A 15,603-nucleotide genomic window follows, 5' to 3' on the forward strand; every position below is an offset into this window, starting at 1 on the left:
GCGACGGACAAGGTGACGGTCCTCGTCCCGGGCGGTCCTCGCTGCTCGGTGCCGTGCGCTCGGGACGTCGTAGGGACACTCCCCCGGAGCCGAACTACAAGTGGGTCGCACTGTCGAACACCACGCTCGGGGTGCTGATCGCCACGATGGACGCCTCCATCGTGATCATCTCGCTGCCCGCGATCTTCCGGGGCATCGGCCTCGATCCGCTCGCGCCGGGCAACATCGGCTATCTGCTCTGGATGATCCTGGGGTATCTGCTGGTGTCGGCCGTGCTCGTGGTCGTGCTCGGCCGGCTCGGTGACATGTTCGGCCGGGTGAAGATCTACAACATCGGCTTCCTGATCTTCGCGTGCGCGTCCGTCGCGCTGTCCCTGGACCCGTTCCGTGCGGGGGCGGGCGCGATGTGGCTGATCCTCTGGCGGATCGTGCAGGCCTTCGGCGGCTCGATGCTCACCGCCAACTCGGCCGCCATCCTCACCGACGCGTTCCCCGCCCGGCAACGCGGAATGGCGCTGGGCGTCAACCAGATCACCGCCCTCGCCGGGCAGTTCCTGGGTCTACTCGCCGGTGGGCTGCTGGCCGTCGTCGACTGGCGCGCGGTGTTCTGGGTGAGCGTCCCGATCAGTATCACCGGCACGATCTGGTCGTACCTGAGCCTGCGCGAGACCTCGGCGGGCCACCCCGGCCGCATCGACTGGCTGGGCAACCTCACCTTCGCGGCGGGCGCCGGAATCCTCCTCGCGGGCATCACCTACGGCATCCAGCCCTACGGCGGCAGCGCCACCGGCTGGGGGAACCCGTGGGTGCTCGGCGGTCTGATCGGCGGCGCCGTACTGCTGCTGGTCTTCTGCTGCATCGAGACGCACATCGCCGAACCGATGTTCAACCTGGCCCTGTTCAAGGTGCGGACCTTCGCGGCGGGCAACCTGGCCGCGCTGCTGACGGCGATCGCGCGCGGCGGGCTGCAGTTCATGCTGATCATCTGGCTGCAGGGCATCTGGCTGCCGTTGCACGGCTACGACTACGAGGACACCCCATTGTGGGCGGGTATCTTCATGCTTCCGCTCACGGTCGGCTTCCTCATCGCCGGGCCCGTGTCCGGATATCTGTCGGACCGGTTCGGCGCCCGGATGTTCTCGACGGTCGGACTGGTCGTCGTAGCGCTGTCGTTCGTCGGTCTGCTGGCACTGCCCATCGACTTCGACTACGGGATGTTCGCGGCGCTGTTGCTGCTCAACGGGCTGGGGCAGGGCATGTTCTCCGCGCCGAACACCTCCTCGATCATGGGCAGTGTGCCGAGCGAGTACCGGGGTGTCGCCTCGGGCATGCGCTCCACCTTCCAGAACTCGGGCACCGCCCTGTCCATCGGCGTGTTCTTCTCCCTGATGGTTTCCGGCCTCGCCTCCTCGCTGCCCGGGACGCTGAGCAAGGGGCTGCAGGCGCACGGCGTACCGGCGGGCGCGGCGGAGCAGGCCGCGTCGCTGCCACCGGTGAGCACGCTGTTCGCCACGTTCCTCGGCAACAACCCCATCCAGCACCTGCTCTCGACCAACGGCGTCCTCGACCAGCTCTCGGCGGCCCAGCGTGCCGTCCTGACCGGCCACTCCTTCTTCCCCCGGCTGGTCTCCGGCCCCTTCCACCACGGCCTGACCATCGTCTTCGGCGTGGCGGCGGGCATGGCCCTGGTCTCGGCGATCGCCTCGGCCCTGCGCGGCGGCCACCAGTCCGAACCGGCACCGGCCGGCCTGCCGCCCGCTCCCACCGAGACACCAGAAACCACGCAGGCGAGCCCGAACGGGCCGTCGTAGCGTGCAGGTTGCGGGAGGCCACTCACACGGCGCGCTCCATGCACACCAGTTGATCGCGGTCGTCCCATGACTCGGTGACGGTGAAGCCGAACCGTTCGTACAGGGCGATGGCACCGGTCCGCCATGTCCACACCGACAGCCGCACGGTGCCCGCGTCGCTCTCCGCGGCATGTGCGAGTGCGGCGCGGAGCAGGTCCGACGCGATGCCCCGGCCACGGAACGCCGGGTCCGTCCAGAGCCTCTTGATCTCCGACGGTCCGTCGGCGGGGGCGGTCACCACCACACAGCCCACGGAGGTGGTGCCGCTCAGCGCGAGCAGCACCACGTCGTCGGCGAACGCGGTCCGCGGGTCCGAGATCTCCGCGCGGTAGCGGTCCGGGAGGCCGTCCGCGTCGGCGACGGCGCGGCCCTTCTCGGCCTCTGTTTGCAGGTGGTAGGCCGTCAGCAGCGCGGCCGTGCCGTCCTCGGGGGCGAGGTCTCCTGCCTGTCGGCGAACGACGGAAATCTGGTCCTGAGCAGTCATGACGCCAGCATCACACGGCACGGCCGGGCACCGTCCGGGCCTCTACGGGGTGCCGTTGTGGGCGAACGTCCACACGGCCCGGCTGCCGGGGCCGACGGTCAGGGTCGAGTGGCCGATCTGCTCCACATGCCGGTCCTTCACAGGCCGGTTGAGTGCGAAGTCGACCCGCTGCATCCCGGCGTTCTCGCGCGGTACGACATCGAGGCGGATCGTCGTGCCGCCGCCCTCGGCGACGACGCCGCCGCCCGCCACGGTCTGGACGGTGAACCCGCCGGCCCGCAGCAGCGGCACGGTGTCGGCGAGATCCCCCTCGGTGACCGCGATGCGGACGGAGGTCACGTCACGCATGAGGTGGGTGCGGTAGTCGTCGGACAGGTAGCGCTCCCGGCCGACGTCACCCGGATAACTCGGCGGCTCGGTGTTGCTGCGGGGGTCGGCGAAGTACTCCGGCCGGTACTCCATCGCCCAGGCGCCGAAGGCGTCGTACTCGGTGGTGGTGAGGACGGCGTCGAACCACGGCACGGGCACACCGTCGCCGAAGTCCCGCGTCTGTAGGAACTCGACCGGGTCCGTGACTCCTTCGTCCTTCAGCCGTGCGGTGACCGTCGAAAGGTCCTCCTCCCGCTCGGTCGACAGACCCAGCCCGGCTGAGCCGAGGGTGCCGTCCTGGCCGGCGACGTCACCGACTCCGAACAGTTCCAAGTAGGTCTCGCGGCCCATCAGGTAGCGGCCGGTCCAGGTCTGTCCGCCGGTGCCGGTCGTGGTGCGGACCTGGAAGTTGGCGAAGTCCCGCAGGTAGTCGGAGTGTTCGATGGCGTCGGCGGTCTCCCGGTCGAAGACGCCGTAGGAGTGGTTGTAGAACAGCAGCTGCCGATCGTACGAGGACCGGCCTCCCTCGGCCTGTGCCGTCCCGACCGCACCCCCGATCGCCCCGGCCAGGGCCACGGCGAGCACGATGATCAACCGAAATGTCCGTCGTATCAGCATGCGCGCGATCGTAAAGCGGCCCGGGGACGGCTGCCGTGCTTTGTGAACGAGGTCGAAACGCTTGACACACGGCTTTCGACGCGTTGCCGCACGGCAGCCCTCCCCGGGGGGCAACTCCCTCTCGGGCCATGGCAGATGTACGTCCTCGGCGCACCTCCCTCGTCGGGTACGGGATCCCCGGCCGTGGCGCGTACGCCCTCGCGGACGGTGGCTCCGGTGCGGGGGTCCACGACGCGGTAGGGAAGCGGGACGTTCTGCTGATCGGCGATGATCAGGGGGCGCCCTCCTCCGCGTAGCAGAGGTACAGCTCGACGGGGACGGACAGGCCCCGAGGTGCCAGGGTGGAGCGCCAGTGCGGGCGCACGTCCGTGAGCGGGAGGCCGTCGAGGATGCGGACCAAGCGCAGGATCACGCCGTCTGCGGTGGTGGCCTAGGTGCAGGTGACGGACGCCGGCCGGGCCGCGCGCCATGCATCGGGCGGCAGCGAGGTCGCGGCGATCCAATCGGCGAGGCTGTGCGAGAGTTCGCGGTCCGGGACGGTGCCGTACTCATGGGTGGTGACGGCGGCGAACTCGCCCAGGTGCGGATGGTCGTGCCCGGCGAGGACGGTCGCGCCGTCCGGGATCAGCCCGTCGGCCCAGGCGGTGGCCTGCCCGTGCAGGGCGGGGCGGTCCGGTGTTCCCTCGCTCCTGGTGACCGTGACCGGGGTCAGCACATTGGTGAACTCCTGGTAGTACGCGCCCGCGACGGGGCGCAGCACTCCGGGCATGACGTATGCCGGGCGACGTCCTCCGTGTCGGCGTAGCCGGTGCGGGAAGCGAGGACGAGATGTCCGCCGGCTTCGGCGTACCGGCGCAGCAGGTCGAACGTCGTGTCGTCCGCGATGTACAGCGCCGGGACGACCAGCACCGGCCAGTGGTCCGCCAACTCCTCCGGACTGGACGGCAGTTGTTCCGGGGCAACGATGTCGACGGAGAGTCGGGCGTCGAACAGCCCCCGCTAGTGGGCGGCGACGATCCGGCCGTAGGACTGCGGGTCGCCGAACCAGGAAGAGGTGCCGCCCCGGAGCGGTGCCATGGACTCCATGGCCCAGCGGCTGTCGGCGGACAGCAGCGTCGCTGCGGAGGGGCAGGCTCTCCATCGTCGCGTCCGTCTGCTGCAATTCCCCTGCGATCACCGAGAGTTCCTCGTACGTCCGGCCTGGTTCCAGGCTGTGGACGAGGATGCCGCCCCAGTAGGTCTCGGCACCGAAGTGCAGGGAGTGACAGTGCCAGTACTCGATCATTCGGGTGCCGCGCGCGACCATGTTCCACACGGCCAGGCGGCCCCCGACCAGGGACGAAGAACGGGCGCAGTCCACCGGTGGGCTCGTCGGGGCCCGGCAGGGCCAGTCCGTCCTGTGCGGAGTGGTAGATGTTGGCAACGTCGAGGGGCCGGCCGGCGGCGGAGATGTCCAGGCCCTGTCGGCCGAGGGCGACGCAGGGTGTCCGACGGCCCCGGATCAGCCGTCCTCGGGCACCGCCGCGTCGAGGAGGGGGCCCAGTTCCAGGGCCACGGCCGTCAGGGCACGGACGTCCCGCTCGGCCCGGGCCACGAGGATCGCACCCTCCAGAGCGCTGATCATGAGGGTGGCCAGTGCGCCGGCCCGCCCCTCCGGAACGCCCATCCCGGTGAGGGCGCGGGCGACCGATCCGCTCCAGACGGTGAATGCCGCGGAGGCGGCCTCACGCGTGGCCGCGCTGGTCTCCGCGCAGTCCACCGTGGCGGCGGCCACCGGACACCCGCCCGCGAAGCCGACGGCCGCGTACTCGTCGGTCCACTGGCGGACCATCTCGCCGAACAGCCCGCTCGGCGTCGGCTCGGGCAGTGCGGCGAGGAAACGGTCGACGCGCCTGCCCGCGTACCGACCCGCCCAGCCGACGGCCTCGTTGACCAACTGCTCCTTGCCGCCGGGGAAGTAGTGCTGGAGCGAGCCGCGCGGCGCGTGTGCGTGGACGGCGACCTCGCGCATCCCGGTGGCGGCGACCCCGTCGCGCCGGATCAGCTGCGCCGCACTGAAGACCATCCGCTCGCGCGCCCCGTACCGTGACGCTTCTGCCGCCGCCATCCCCGACCTCCGTCACCGTCGCACGGGCTCTGCTGCCCTCACTCTATGACCGCCGTCATGGAGTGAACTACTATGACCGCTGTCATAGACAACGGCGATGGTGGCGGTCCGGCTTCGCCGGGGGACGGAAACGGCGGTGCATGGTGGCGTACGTGGGTTTCGTCGGCCTCGGGGTCATGGGGCAGCCCATGGCACTCAACCTCGCCCGTGCCGGAACACCCCTCGTGGTGTGGAACCGCACGCCCGGCCGGTCCGAACCCCTGTGTACCGCCGGGGCCGAGGTCGCGGCGGGCCCCGCCGAGGTCTTCGACCGCGCCGACGACGTCGTGTTCCTCATGCTGGCCGACGAGACGGCAGTCGACGCGGTGCTGGGCCGTGGCACCCCGGACTTCGCCGCACGGGTCGCCGGACACACCGTCGTCCACATGGGCACGACCTCGGCCGAGTACTCGGGCAGCCTCCAGGACGACATCGGGAGCGCGGGCGGGAGATACGTGGAGGCTCCGGTCTCCGGGTCCCGAGCCCCGGCGGAGCAGGGCAAGTTGGTGGGCATGCTGGCCGGGGACGCCGCTGCCGTGGCGGCCGTACGACCGCTGCTCGCGCCGATGTGCCACGAGACGTTCGGCTGCGGTGCGGTTCCGGGCGCCCTGCTGATGAAGTTCTCGGTGAACCTGTTCCTGATCACGCTGGTCACCGGGCTCGCGGAGGCGTTCCACTTCGCCGACCGGCACGGGCTCGACCAGCGCCTGCTGCGGGAGGTCCTGGACGCGGGACCGATGGCCAGTTCCGTCTCCCGGATGAAGGCGCCCAAGTTGGTGACCCGCGACTTCGGTGTGCAGGCGGCGGCCACGGACGTGCTGAAGAACAACCGCCTGATCGCGGAGGCCGCCCGCCGGGCCGGGCTGGCCTCCCCGCTCCTCGACATCTGCCACGCCCTCTACGACGAGACCGTGGCACGGGGTCACGGCGGCGAGGACATGGTCGCCGTAGTGCGCGCGCTGGAGGCCAGGACCGAGGACACGGCACCGTCCGGCGCTCACACGCGCCCTGCGGAGAACGGCGTGTGAGCGCGGACGGCCGTGTGTACCGGGGGTTCCGCCGTCAGGTCACCATGCGGAGGTGTGCGACTGCTGAGCCTGCTGCGGCGCGGGGAACACGGAGTCACCGCCGAACAGCGGTGCGGGGGCGGGTGCCTGAGCGCTTTGCTCGTCGTCGCCGAGCATCATGTCCGGGTCGAACATGACGATGACGGCGGCGATCAGCAGGACGACGAGCGGGCCGGCAAGCATGACCAGGAGGAACGCGACCAGGTCGGCCGAGGACTGTGCGGACGCAGCCTGGTGGGTGAGGTGCACGGAGACCGCGGCCATGCCGGTGTAGTGCATTCCGGTCACGGCCACACCCATGACCAGGCTCGCGCCGAGGCTCGCCCACAGCGCGTGGATGGAGACCGCCGCCCACAGCGCCGCGGTGGCCGCCCCCACGGCGATCACCACGGACAGCACGACGGTCAGCGCGTCGTAGTGAAGGGTGCCGTTCGTTTCGATCGCGGCCATGCCGAGGTAGTGCATGGCCGCCACGCCGAGCCCGGTGACCGTGCCCGCGACGGCGAGGTTCAGTGGTGAGCCACCCCGGTAGCCGACCAGGAACACTCCTACGGCGACCACCACGATCGCCACGAGGAGGCTGAGGAGCGTCTTCGTCGTGTCGTAGTTGACCAGCGCGCCCTGGACGCTGAAGCCGATCATGGCGATGAAGTGCATGGTCCATATGCCGCAGCCGATCGACACCGCACCCATGGCCAGCCACCGGGCTCTGTGCTGCGGGCGGCGCAGCGAACGGGTCGTGCAGCGCAGCCCGAGGGCCGCCCCCAGGCAGGCCATCAGGTAGGCGGCGACAGGTGTCACTGCGCCGTAGTAGAAGTCGGAGACGGTGGCGGTCATCGAGGGTTCCCTTCACGTACGTGACGGCGGGCGGCACCGCAGTCGCGGTGCGCCGGCACGGTGATGTGCGCACGCTCCCGTCCGGCGGGCCACGGCGACCGCCGGGCCGCGCCGGGCGCGGGCCTCCGGTCGGGAGTCACGCGGTGACACGGGGTGCGCCACGGCAGGGGCGCGCGCGGATCGACCACTCCCGCTCCTGCCGCACGTTCGTACCGGCTCGGCCGGGTGGACATGCACGAACGCGCGGACATCCTGCGAACGGAGACAGGACACGGGGAACCGAACGGTCGAGTTCAAGCCACCAGGCCGAGTTGTGCATGATTCAATCACGGCCTGCACACATTTCCTGCACAACCTGGAAAGGTGTTAGCCGAATCGATACTTCGCCACCACTGCCCATAAAGCCCACTAACAGGGCGAGTTCACCCTCCGGCGGACTGCGTCGCCGACGACCCACAGCCGCCCGGCGACTCACAGCCGCTCGGCTGCCCGCAGGGGCGAGTCGACCCGAATGCCGTGCTCGTGGGCCTTCACACCCACCGCGTCCGGGGCGATGTCGGCGGCGCGGGGTTCCTCGCCCCGGAGCAGGCCGAGGGGCAGCCCGCCACGTCCGCGAGCGACGTCTTCGCGCCGGGCTGCGTGCATCACTACGGGCTACCCCGACAAGAACGCCGCCCGCCTACCAAGGCGTTCGCCGCCGCGTTCCGCGCTCGCCAGGGGCACACGCCGTGCCCTGGGCGGCCGAGGCGTACGACGCCCGTCCGGTTCGCCGCCCACGGGCCGGCCTCCGTCGGCGACGACAGGCGTCCCGCCCTGCGCTCGGAATTCCTGCGCCGCCCCTGGCAGGGCATCACACGCCGCATGAGCTTCGACGCCTCCACGCAGTTCTTACAGGCCGGCGAGGACGGCGGAGGGTTCCTGTTCCGGGCGACCGGCGGAGCCGCCCGTTGCGTGGCGGGGTCCGCCGACATCGGAAAGGAGAATCGACAAGGAGACATGAGCCGTCATGCAACTCCCTTTGCTATCAAGGGAGTTGCACGAGGTCACGCGCCCACGTACGCCGCCAGGTGCTCCCCCGTGAGCGTCGAGCGCGCGTCGACCAGGTCGGCCGGGGTCCCCTCGAAGACGATCTTGCCGCCGTCGTGTCCGGCGCCGGGGCCGAGGTCGATGATCCAGTCGGCGTGGGCCATGACGGCCTGGTGGTGCTCCACGACGATGACGGACTTGCCGGAGTCGACCAACCGGTCCAGCAGGCCGAGGAGTTGCTCGACGTCGGCGAGGTGGAGGCCCGCGGTGGGTTCGTCGAGGACGTAGACGCCGCCCTTCTCGGACATGTGGGTGGCCAGCTTGAGGCGCTGGCGTTCGCCGCCGGAGAGGGTGGTGAGCGGCTGGCCGAGGCTGAGGTAGCCGAGGCCCACGTCGGCGAGGCGGGTAAGGATCTTGTGCGCGGCCGGAGTTGCCGCGTCGCCCGCGCCGAAGAACTCCTCGGCCTCGGTCACCGACATCGCGAGCACCTCGCTGATGTCACGCCCGCCGAAGTGGTACTCCAGCACCGACGCGTCGAACCGCTTCCCCTCGCACTCCTCGCACGTGGTGGCCACGCCCGCCATCATCGCCAGGTCGGTGTAGATGACGCCCGCGCCGTTGCACGTGGGGCAGGCGCCCTCGGAGTTGGCGCTGAACAGGGCCGGCTTCACGCCGTTGGCCTTGGCGAAGGCCTTGCGGATCGGTTCGAGGAGTCCGGTGTACGTCGCCGGGTTGCTGCGGCGTGAGCCCCGGATCGCGCCCTGGTCGACCGACACCACGTTCTCGCCGGCCGGGATCGACCCGTGTACCAGCGAGCTCTTGCCGGAGCCCGCGACACCGGTGATGACGGCGAGGACGCCGAGCGGGATGTCGACGTCGACGTCCTGGAGGTTGTTGGTCGCGGCGCCCCGGATCTCCAGGGTGCCGGTGGGCTTGCGGGTCGACTCCTTGAGCTTGGCCCGGTCGTCGAAGTGCCGGCCGGTGATGGTGCCGCCGGTGCGCAGCCCCTCGACGGTGCCCTCGAAGCAGACGGTGCCGCCCGCCGTACCGGCGCCCGGGCCGAGATCGACGACGTGGTCGGCGATCGCGATGGTCTCCGGCTTGTGCTCGACGACGAGCACCGTGTTGCCCTTGTCGCGCAGGCGCACCAGCAGGTCGTTCATGCGCTGGATGTCGTGCGGGTGCAGGCCGATGGTCGGCTCGTCGAAGACGTAGGTGACGTCGGTGAGGGAGGAGCCGAGGTGGCGGATCATCTTGACGCGCTGTGCCTCACCGCCCGACAGCGTGCCGGCCGACCGGTTGAGCGAGAGGTAGCCGAGGCCGATCTCGACGAACGAGTCGAGGGCCTGCCGCAGTGCGGTGAGCAGCGGCGCGACCGACGGCTCGTCGAGGCCGCGCACCCACTCGGCCAGGTCGCTGATCTGCATCGCGCAGGCGTCCGCGATGCTGATGCCCTTGATCTTCGAGGACCGGGCGCCCTCGTTGAGGCGGGTGCCGTCGCAGTCGGGGCAGGTGGTGAAGGTGACCGCGCGGTCCACGAACTCGCGGATGTGCGGCTGCATGCCCTCCCGGTCCTTGGCGAGCATCGACTTCTGGATGCGCGGGATCAGACCTTCGTAGGTCATGTTGATGCCCGCGATCTTCATGCGGGTCGGCTCGCGGTGGAGGAAGTCCTGGAGTTCCTTCTTCGTGAACTTGCTGATGGGCTTGTCGGGGTCGAAGAAGCCGGACTCGATGTAGAGGCGCGAGTTCCAGCCGCCGCCCGTGTAGCCGGGCACCGTGATGGCGCCCTCCGCAAGGGACTTGGAGTCGTCGTAGAGCTGGGTGAGGTCGAGGTCGGTGACCGACCCGCGGCCCTCGCAGCGCGGACACATGCCGCCGGTGATGCTGAAGCTGCGGCGCTCCTTGACCTTCTGTCCGCCGCGCTCCATGGTGACCGCGCCCGCGCCGCTGATCGAGGCGACGTTGAAGGAGAACGCCTTGGGCGAGCCGAGGTACGGCTTCCCGAGGCGGCTGAAGAGGATGCGCAGCATCGCGTTGGCGTCGGTGGCGGTGCCGACGGTGGAGCGGGGGTCGGCGCCCAGCCGCTGCTGGTCGACGATGATCGCGGTGGTCAGCCCGTCGAGGACGTCGACCTCGGGGCGGGCCAGCGTCGGCATGAAGCCCTGCACGAAGGCGCTGTACGTCTCGTTGATCAGCCGCTGCGACTCCGCGGCGATGGTGTCGAACACGAGTGAGCTCTTGCCCGAGCCGGAGACACCGGTGAACACCGTCAGCCGACGCTTCGGGATCTCGATGCTGACGTCCTTGAGGTTGTTCTCGCGCGCCCCGTGCACCCGGATCAGGTCGTGGCTGTCGGCAGCGTGCAGCCCGGACGACTGCGCGTCCGTTCTCGTGGCCTTGCTCATCGTGCGTTCCCTCCGTTTGCGCCGGGCCGCCGAGAGTCGCTCGGCGGTCATCGCCCGGCTCGATCCAACCAGGCTTCGAGCGGTACGTCCGCTTCCGGTACACGGTGCCGCACCTGGCAGTCACGCTAGGGGGAGGGCGTGGCCTCGCGCTTCTCGAATCCTGACCGGTCCGGTCGCGGCTCACCGTGCCGCGCCCGGCGTACGTGCTGCAGATGCCGGCCCAGTGCCACCACGGCCAGGGCGGCGACCAGACCCGTCACCCCCCGCCAGCCGAACCGGTCGTACGTCCGCACCCCCAGCCAGGAACCCGCGCTGCCGCCGAGGAACGCACAGGTCATGTACGCGGTGTTGATACGGGCCCGGGCCTCCGGCCGTAGCGCGAAGATGCGGGCCTGGTTGGCGACCTGGCCGGACTGGACTGCGACGTCCAGCAGCAGCATGCCCGCGGCCAGGGTGAGCAGACCTGCCGCGCCGCCCCCGGCGGCCGGCACGAGCAGCGCCGCCGAGGCGATCGTGCCGAGCATGGCAAGGAGGCTGACCGTGTCGGGGCCCCTGCGGTCGGCCAGCCGCCCGGCGAGGGGGGTGCTGAACATGCTGGCCGCGCCGACCAGCCCGAGGATGCCGACGGCCTGGGCGCCCATGCCGTACGTCGGTCCGGTGACGAGCAGGGTCAGCGTGGTCCAGGCGGCGCTGAAGCCGCCGAAGACCATGGCCTGGTAGAGGCAGGAGCGGCGGAGGTCCGGTTCGGTGCGCAGCAGGCGCAGCGGGGCGGCTATCAGGGCCGGGTAGCCGTGCCGGGTGGAGGGTGTCGTCAGTGGGACGGCACGGGAGAGGACCGCGGCCAGCACCAGGACGACGACCGCCGCCACGAGGTACGGCGCCCGCCAGCCGAACCGTTCGCCGAGGGTGCCGCTGAAGGTACGGGCCAGGAGGATGCCGCCGATCAGGCCGCTGAGGAGGGTGCCGGTGACGGCTCCGCGGCGTTCGGCGGGTACGAGTCCGGCGGCCATCGGGATGATGATCTGGGGCACGACGGTCGTCACGCCGGTGACCGCGCTCGCGGCGACGAGCAGCGGGAGCGAGGGCGCGGCGCTCGCGGCGAGCAGTCCGGCGGCGGTGAGCACCAGCAGGGTGACGATCAGAGGGCGGTGCGGGAGCCGGTCGCCGAGCGGGACGAGCAGGAAGATCCCGGCCGCGTACCCGAATTGGGCCGCCGTGACGACGAGGGCGGCCGAGGCGGCGGAGACGCCCAGGTCGGCGGCGACGAGCGAGCTGATCGCCTGCGGGAAGTAGATGGTCGAGACGCCCACACCGCAGGCGAGGGACAGGACGAGGATCACCCAGCGGGGCACGGACACACCTCACGCGAGAACCGGTTTGACTGGTTCGGGTGACGGTAGCAGGAGAGCCGCTCTCCTGGCACCACTTAAACCGGTTCCCTGGGAGTAGGGTGGGCGCGTGTCGTCGACTCCGCGCTTCCGCCAGGGCGCCGGGCGCCTCTGCCTGGACTTCATCCGCACCCTGCGCCACCGTGGTTCGCCCGACGTGGTGGAGGAACTCCCCGACGCCGGGGCCCTGTCGGCATGGGTGCGGCAGTGCGGCCCCTGCACGGCGGGCGGGAGCGCCGATGCGGCCGGGGCACGCGACCTGCGCGAGGCCGTCCACGCGCTGATCACCGCCGCCCGGGCCGGCCGGATGCCCGACGCGCACTCGCTCGCCCTGGTCAACGAGGCCGCCGCACACCCCGTCCCGGTACCGCGTCTGAACCGGGCGGGGCGGCTCGACTGGCGGGCCGAGGATCCCGTCCGGGCCACTCTCGCCCTCGTCGCCCGTGACGCCCTTGACCTCGCGACCTCCCCGTCGCTCACCCGCGTCCGCGACTGCGCGGGCCCGACCTGCGGCGCCCTGTTCCTCGACGTCTCACGCCCGGGAAACCGCCGTTGGTGCTCCATGGGCACCTGCGGAAACCGGGCCAAGAAGGAGACTCTGCGCGGCAGGACTGCCTGATCAGCGCACCAGAGAGAACTTGTTCACCTCTCCGCAACCGCCTTTGGGATCCAGATACTTAAAGTGTGGATCCCCATCTCGAAGACCTGATCCCGATCCCCCGAACCTAGCCCCTCGCACCCCCGGAACGGATCCCGCATGCGCCTCCCACCCCACCCGCACACCCCATGACACGCCACGGCGTACGCAGGATCGTGCCCCTGCTGCTGGGCTGGGAGGAGCTCCCCAAGTCCGTCTCCGTGCACGGCGCCCCGTACGAGGAACGGCTGCGTGAACCCGTACCGGCGGTCCTCCTGGAGTGCGACGGCGGCTGGCTGCTGCTCGACACGGGCTTCAACACGGCGCTGATCCGCGACCCGGCCCTGCGCCGCCGCTTCTACGGCTCCCCCAACTACCGGCCGATCCTGCCGGGTCCGGGCGAACCCCTGGAGGAGGCGCTCGACGCGGCCGGCATCGCGATGGACGCGATCCACGCGGTGGCCGTCAGTCATCTGCACGCCGACCACGCGGGCGGACTCAAGCACTTCGCGGGCCGGGTACCGGTGCACGTACAGCGCGGGGAGCTGGCCTACGGCCTGTCCGGGCGGCCCGAGGTCGAGCGCCATTCCATCTTCCGCGTCGACTTCGACGACCCGCGCATGGACTGGCGACAGGCCGAGGGGGACACCGAGATCGCCCCGGGCGTGACCGCCGTACTGACCGCGGGGCACACTCCCGGTCACCAGAGCTTCGTCGTCGACCTCGCGGACGGCGGCGGTTTCGTGTTCGCCTTCGACGCGGCCGACCTCACCGAGAACATCGAGCACGAGCGTCCGATCGGGGCCTCGATCGGTGTCGACCCGGAGAGCACGGTGGAGCCCATCCGCCGACTCAAGCGCATCGCCGCCGAACGCGGCTACGAACTCGTTCCCGGTCATGACCCCGTGGTCTGGCCCGAGTTGATCCGCCGCCGGGGCACGCCGGGCGCCTAGCCGGCACTGGCCGGAACGCACCCACAGCCCGGTTCACACGCCTTTAACACCCGGGACACGAGAGGGACTCTGTGGCCCGTGAACATGTTATTGGATCCAATCTTGACACTTTGAGATCCATTATCCGAGGATCGGTGCCCAAGGAGGCCCACATGCCGGACCAGTCAGCTGGATCGTCCTCACCCGGCTCCACCCCGTCGACGGCGTCGCGCCGCACCATGCTCCGGGGCGCGGGACTCCTGGGAGTGGGCGTCGGCTTCGGGCTCCCCGCCCTGCTCAGTGCCTGCGGCGCGGCGGCCGACGACGCGAAGGGGAGCAGCAAGGGCGGCACGCTGACCCTCGCCATCGACGCGACGAGCGCGGTCAACGACCCGTCGTTCTACACCTCGTTGGGCGACTGGATGGCCGTCGACTGCATCTGCCGGGGCCTGACCTTCATCTCCTTCGAGACCAACGAGCCCACGCCCGACCTGGCCAAGAGCTGGACGATCTCCGACGACCAGCTCACCTACACGTTCGCGCTGCGCGAGGGCGTCAAGTTCCACGACGGTACGACGCTGACCTCGGCGGACGTACTGGCCAGTCTGGGGCGGCAGTTCGACGAGAAGGACCCGACGCTGCCCAAGGGCGCCACCCGCCCGCTGTCCGACCTCGGCGCGAACGTCGCCTCGCTCACCGCTCCGGACGACCTGACCGTGAAGATGGTCCTGAAGAAGCCGGACCGGACCGCCCTGGGGCAGCTGTCCGACATCGGCGGCCGCATCATCTCCAAGGCCGCGCTGAAGAAGTACGGCGCGGACATCGGCAAGCACCTCGTGGGCACCGGCCCGTTCGCCTTCTCCGCCGCCACCTCCGGCCAGTCCATCACCCTCACGGCCTTCGACGACTTCCGCCTCGGCAGACCGCCCGTCGACCGGCTGGTGCTGCGCCAGGTCCAGGACCCGTCGACGATCGTCAGCTCGCTGCTCAGCGGCGACATCTCGGCCACCCAGTTCACCCCGTACTCGGCCGCCGCGCAGCTGCGCAAGGACGACTCGGTGACGGTCTACAAGACGCCGTACAACGCCAACGCGATCCTGATGATCGACGCCCGCCGGGTCCCCGAGCTCAAGGTCCGCCAGGCGATCAACCTCGCGATAGACCGCAAGGCCATCCTCGACCAGGCCTTCTACGGCGTCGGCGCGCTGCCCGCCGGCTATGCCATCCCGCCCGCGCAGAGCGGCTACGACACCAGCCTCGCCGACCTCAGCACCCAGGACACGGCGAAGGCCAAACAACTCGTCGCCGAGGCCGGTGCCGGTGGCCGGCGCATCCGGCTCATGGCGGCCAGCGACTCCTGGCACCCGAAGGCCGCGCAGATCGTCGCCCAGAACCTCACCGACGTCGGCTTCAAGGTGGTGACCACCTCGGTCGACCCGGCCACCTACTTCACCCGGCTCCTCGACGGCAAGGACGACTACCACGACCTGATGATCTGGGAGCGCAACACCTACGTCCCGGACGCCAACGACATGGTCGGCGCCATGGCCAGTCCCACCGGCCTCTACGGCGCGACCATCACCGGCATGGACACGCTGAAGGGCTCCGCCTCGCTCGCCGCGGAACTGGAGACGGCCAAGAACCTGCCCCTCGGCGCGCAGCGCACGGCCGCCTACACGAAGATCCAACGCCGTTGGGCCGAGGACTACATGGTCCTGTCGATGCTGGCCTGCTTCGCCAACCTGGTGGTCAGTGGCTCGCACGTGAAGCACATGAACACGGCGGCGCTGGCCAACCACCGCTGTTACATGGAGAAGGCCAGTGTCTGACACCACGACCGC

General features: G+C 70.4%; 15 protein-coding genes. 5 read left to right on the forward strand and 10 right to left on the reverse strand.

Annotated elements, in window-relative coordinates; all coding sequences use genetic code 11:
* Positions 1–146: 146 nt before the first annotated feature.
* Entirely contained in the window at positions 147–1,811 is a 1,665-nt protein-coding gene (locus tag ACWDEW_RS20535; protein WP_450514520.1) for an MFS transporter, read from the forward strand.
* Positions 1,812–1,833: 22 nt separating this feature from the next.
* Here the strand turns inward: ACWDEW_RS20535 and ACWDEW_RS20540 are convergent, their stop codons facing one another.
* From ACWDEW_RS20540 to ACWDEW_RS20565, 6 genes are all read right to left on the reverse strand, one after another.
* Positions 1,834–2,334 carry a GNAT family N-acetyltransferase gene (locus ACWDEW_RS20540; protein WP_450514383.1) on the reverse strand — a complete coding sequence of 167 codons (501 nt, stop codon included), beginning with the start codon at positions 2,332–2,334 and terminating at the stop codon, positions 1,834–1,836.
* A 42-nt stretch (positions 2,335–2,376) separates the two neighbouring features.
* The gene (locus ACWDEW_RS20545) at positions 2,377–3,297 is read right to left on the reverse strand and encodes a DUF5829 family protein (RefSeq protein WP_450514521.1); all 921 of its coding nucleotides are present in this window, start codon (positions 3,295–3,297) and stop codon (positions 2,377–2,379) included.
* Between the two features lie 295 nt (positions 3,298–3,592).
* Entirely contained in the window at positions 3,593–3,733 is a 141-nt protein-coding gene (locus ACWDEW_RS20550) for a hypothetical protein (RefSeq protein ID WP_450514384.1), read from the reverse strand.
* Positions 3,734–3,751: 18 nt separating this feature from the next.
* A complete protein-coding gene (locus tag ACWDEW_RS20555) occupies positions 3,752–4,090 on the reverse strand; it encodes a hypothetical protein (protein WP_450514526.1) in 339 nt (112 codons plus the stop codon).
* Positions 4,030–4,248, reverse strand: coding sequence for a beta-galactosidase trimerization domain-containing protein (locus ACWDEW_RS20560; RefSeq protein WP_450514385.1), 219 nt, complete (start codon positions 4,246–4,248; stop codon positions 4,030–4,032). The genes ACWDEW_RS20555 and ACWDEW_RS20560 overlap by 61 nt, the downstream gene beginning before the upstream one ends.
* Positions 4,249–4,822: 574 nt before the next feature.
* On the reverse strand, positions 4,823–5,428 hold the full coding sequence (locus ACWDEW_RS20565; protein WP_450514386.1) for a TetR/AcrR family transcriptional regulator: 606 nt from the start codon (positions 5,426–5,428) through the stop codon (positions 4,823–4,825).
* Between the two features lie 140 nt (positions 5,429–5,568).
* On the opposite strand from ACWDEW_RS20565, the gene ACWDEW_RS20570 reads away from it, so the two are divergent.
* Complete coding sequence (locus tag ACWDEW_RS20570; RefSeq protein WP_450514387.1) at positions 5,569–6,495, forward strand: NAD(P)-dependent oxidoreductase; 927 nt, start codon at positions 5,569–5,571, stop codon at positions 6,493–6,495.
* A gap of 39 nt (positions 6,496–6,534) precedes the next feature.
* Here ACWDEW_RS20570 and ACWDEW_RS20575 read toward each other — a convergent pair whose 3' ends face one another.
* From ACWDEW_RS20575 to ACWDEW_RS20590, 4 genes are all read right to left on the reverse strand, one after another.
* Positions 6,535–7,371: an MHYT domain-containing protein gene (locus tag ACWDEW_RS20575; protein WP_450514388.1), complete on the reverse strand. Its 837-nt coding sequence runs from the start codon at positions 7,369–7,371 to the stop codon at positions 6,535–6,537.
* A gap of 471 nt (positions 7,372–7,842) precedes the next feature.
* Positions 7,843–8,016 (reverse strand): hypothetical protein, encoded by a 174-nt coding sequence (locus ACWDEW_RS20580; protein ID WP_450514389.1) that lies wholly within the window; start codon positions 8,014–8,016, stop codon positions 7,843–7,845.
* Between the two features lie 398 nt (positions 8,017–8,414).
* Positions 8,415–10,805 (reverse strand): ATP-binding cassette domain-containing protein, encoded by a 2,391-nt coding sequence (locus ACWDEW_RS20585; protein WP_450514390.1) that lies wholly within the window; start codon positions 10,803–10,805, stop codon positions 8,415–8,417.
* A 125-nt stretch (positions 10,806–10,930) separates the two neighbouring features.
* On the reverse strand, positions 10,931–12,163 hold the full coding sequence (locus ACWDEW_RS20590; protein ID WP_450514391.1) for an MFS transporter: 1,233 nt from the start codon (positions 12,161–12,163) through the stop codon (positions 10,931–10,933).
* A gap of 100 nt (positions 12,164–12,263) precedes the next feature.
* On the opposite strand from ACWDEW_RS20590, the gene ACWDEW_RS20595 reads away from it, so the two are divergent.
* The 3 genes from ACWDEW_RS20595 (at position 12,264) to ACWDEW_RS20605 (ending at position 15,591) form a co-directional block, all read left to right on the forward strand.
* Complete coding sequence (locus ACWDEW_RS20595; protein ID WP_450514392.1) at positions 12,264–12,812, forward strand: CGNR zinc finger domain-containing protein; 549 nt, start codon at positions 12,264–12,266, stop codon at positions 12,810–12,812.
* Positions 12,813–12,979: 167 nt separating this feature from the next.
* Positions 12,980–13,783, forward strand: coding sequence for an N-acyl homoserine lactonase family protein (locus ACWDEW_RS20600; RefSeq protein WP_450514393.1), 804 nt, complete (start codon positions 12,980–12,982; stop codon positions 13,781–13,783).
* Between the two features lie 152 nt (positions 13,784–13,935).
* Entirely contained in the window at positions 13,936–15,591 is a 1,656-nt protein-coding gene (locus ACWDEW_RS20605; RefSeq protein ID WP_450514394.1) for an ABC transporter substrate-binding protein, read from the forward strand.
* Positions 15,592–15,603: the final 12 nt, after the last annotated feature.

The organism is Streptomyces sp. NPDC001100 (assembly GCF_053598575.1).

Coding starts and splice junctions, on each gene's coding strand:
- ACWDEW_RS20555 (WP_450514526.1), bottom strand. CDS start 4,090: ATGCCCGGAGTGCTGCGCCCCGTCGCGGGCGCGTACTACCAGGAGTTC.
- ACWDEW_RS20600 (WP_450514393.1), top strand. CDS start 12,980: ATGACACGCCACGGCGTACGCAGGATCGTGCCCCTGCTGCTGGGCTGG.
- ACWDEW_RS20575 (WP_450514388.1), bottom strand. CDS start 7,371: ATGACCGCCACCGTCTCCGACTTCTACTACGGCGCAGTGACACCTGTC.
- ACWDEW_RS20605 (WP_450514394.1), top strand. CDS start 13,936: ATGCCGGACCAGTCAGCTGGATCGTCCTCACCCGGCTCCACCCCGTCG.
- ACWDEW_RS20535 (WP_450514520.1), top strand. CDS start 147: ATGGACGCCTCCATCGTGATCATCTCGCTGCCCGCGATCTTCCGGGGC.
- ACWDEW_RS20570 (WP_450514387.1), top strand. CDS start 5,569: ATGGTGGCGTACGTGGGTTTCGTCGGCCTCGGGGTCATGGGGCAGCCC.
- ACWDEW_RS20585 (WP_450514390.1), bottom strand. CDS start 10,805: ATGAGCAAGGCCACGAGAACGGACGCGCAGTCGTCCGGGCTGCACGCT.
- ACWDEW_RS20540 (WP_450514383.1), bottom strand. CDS start 2,334: ATGACTGCTCAGGACCAGATTTCCGTCGTTCGCCGACAGGCAGGAGAC.
- ACWDEW_RS20565 (WP_450514386.1), bottom strand. CDS start 5,428: ATGGCGGCGGCAGAAGCGTCACGGTACGGGGCGCGCGAGCGGATGGTC.
- ACWDEW_RS20580 (WP_450514389.1), bottom strand. CDS start 8,016: ATGCACGCAGCCCGGCGCGAAGACGTCGCTCGCGGACGTGGCGGGCTG.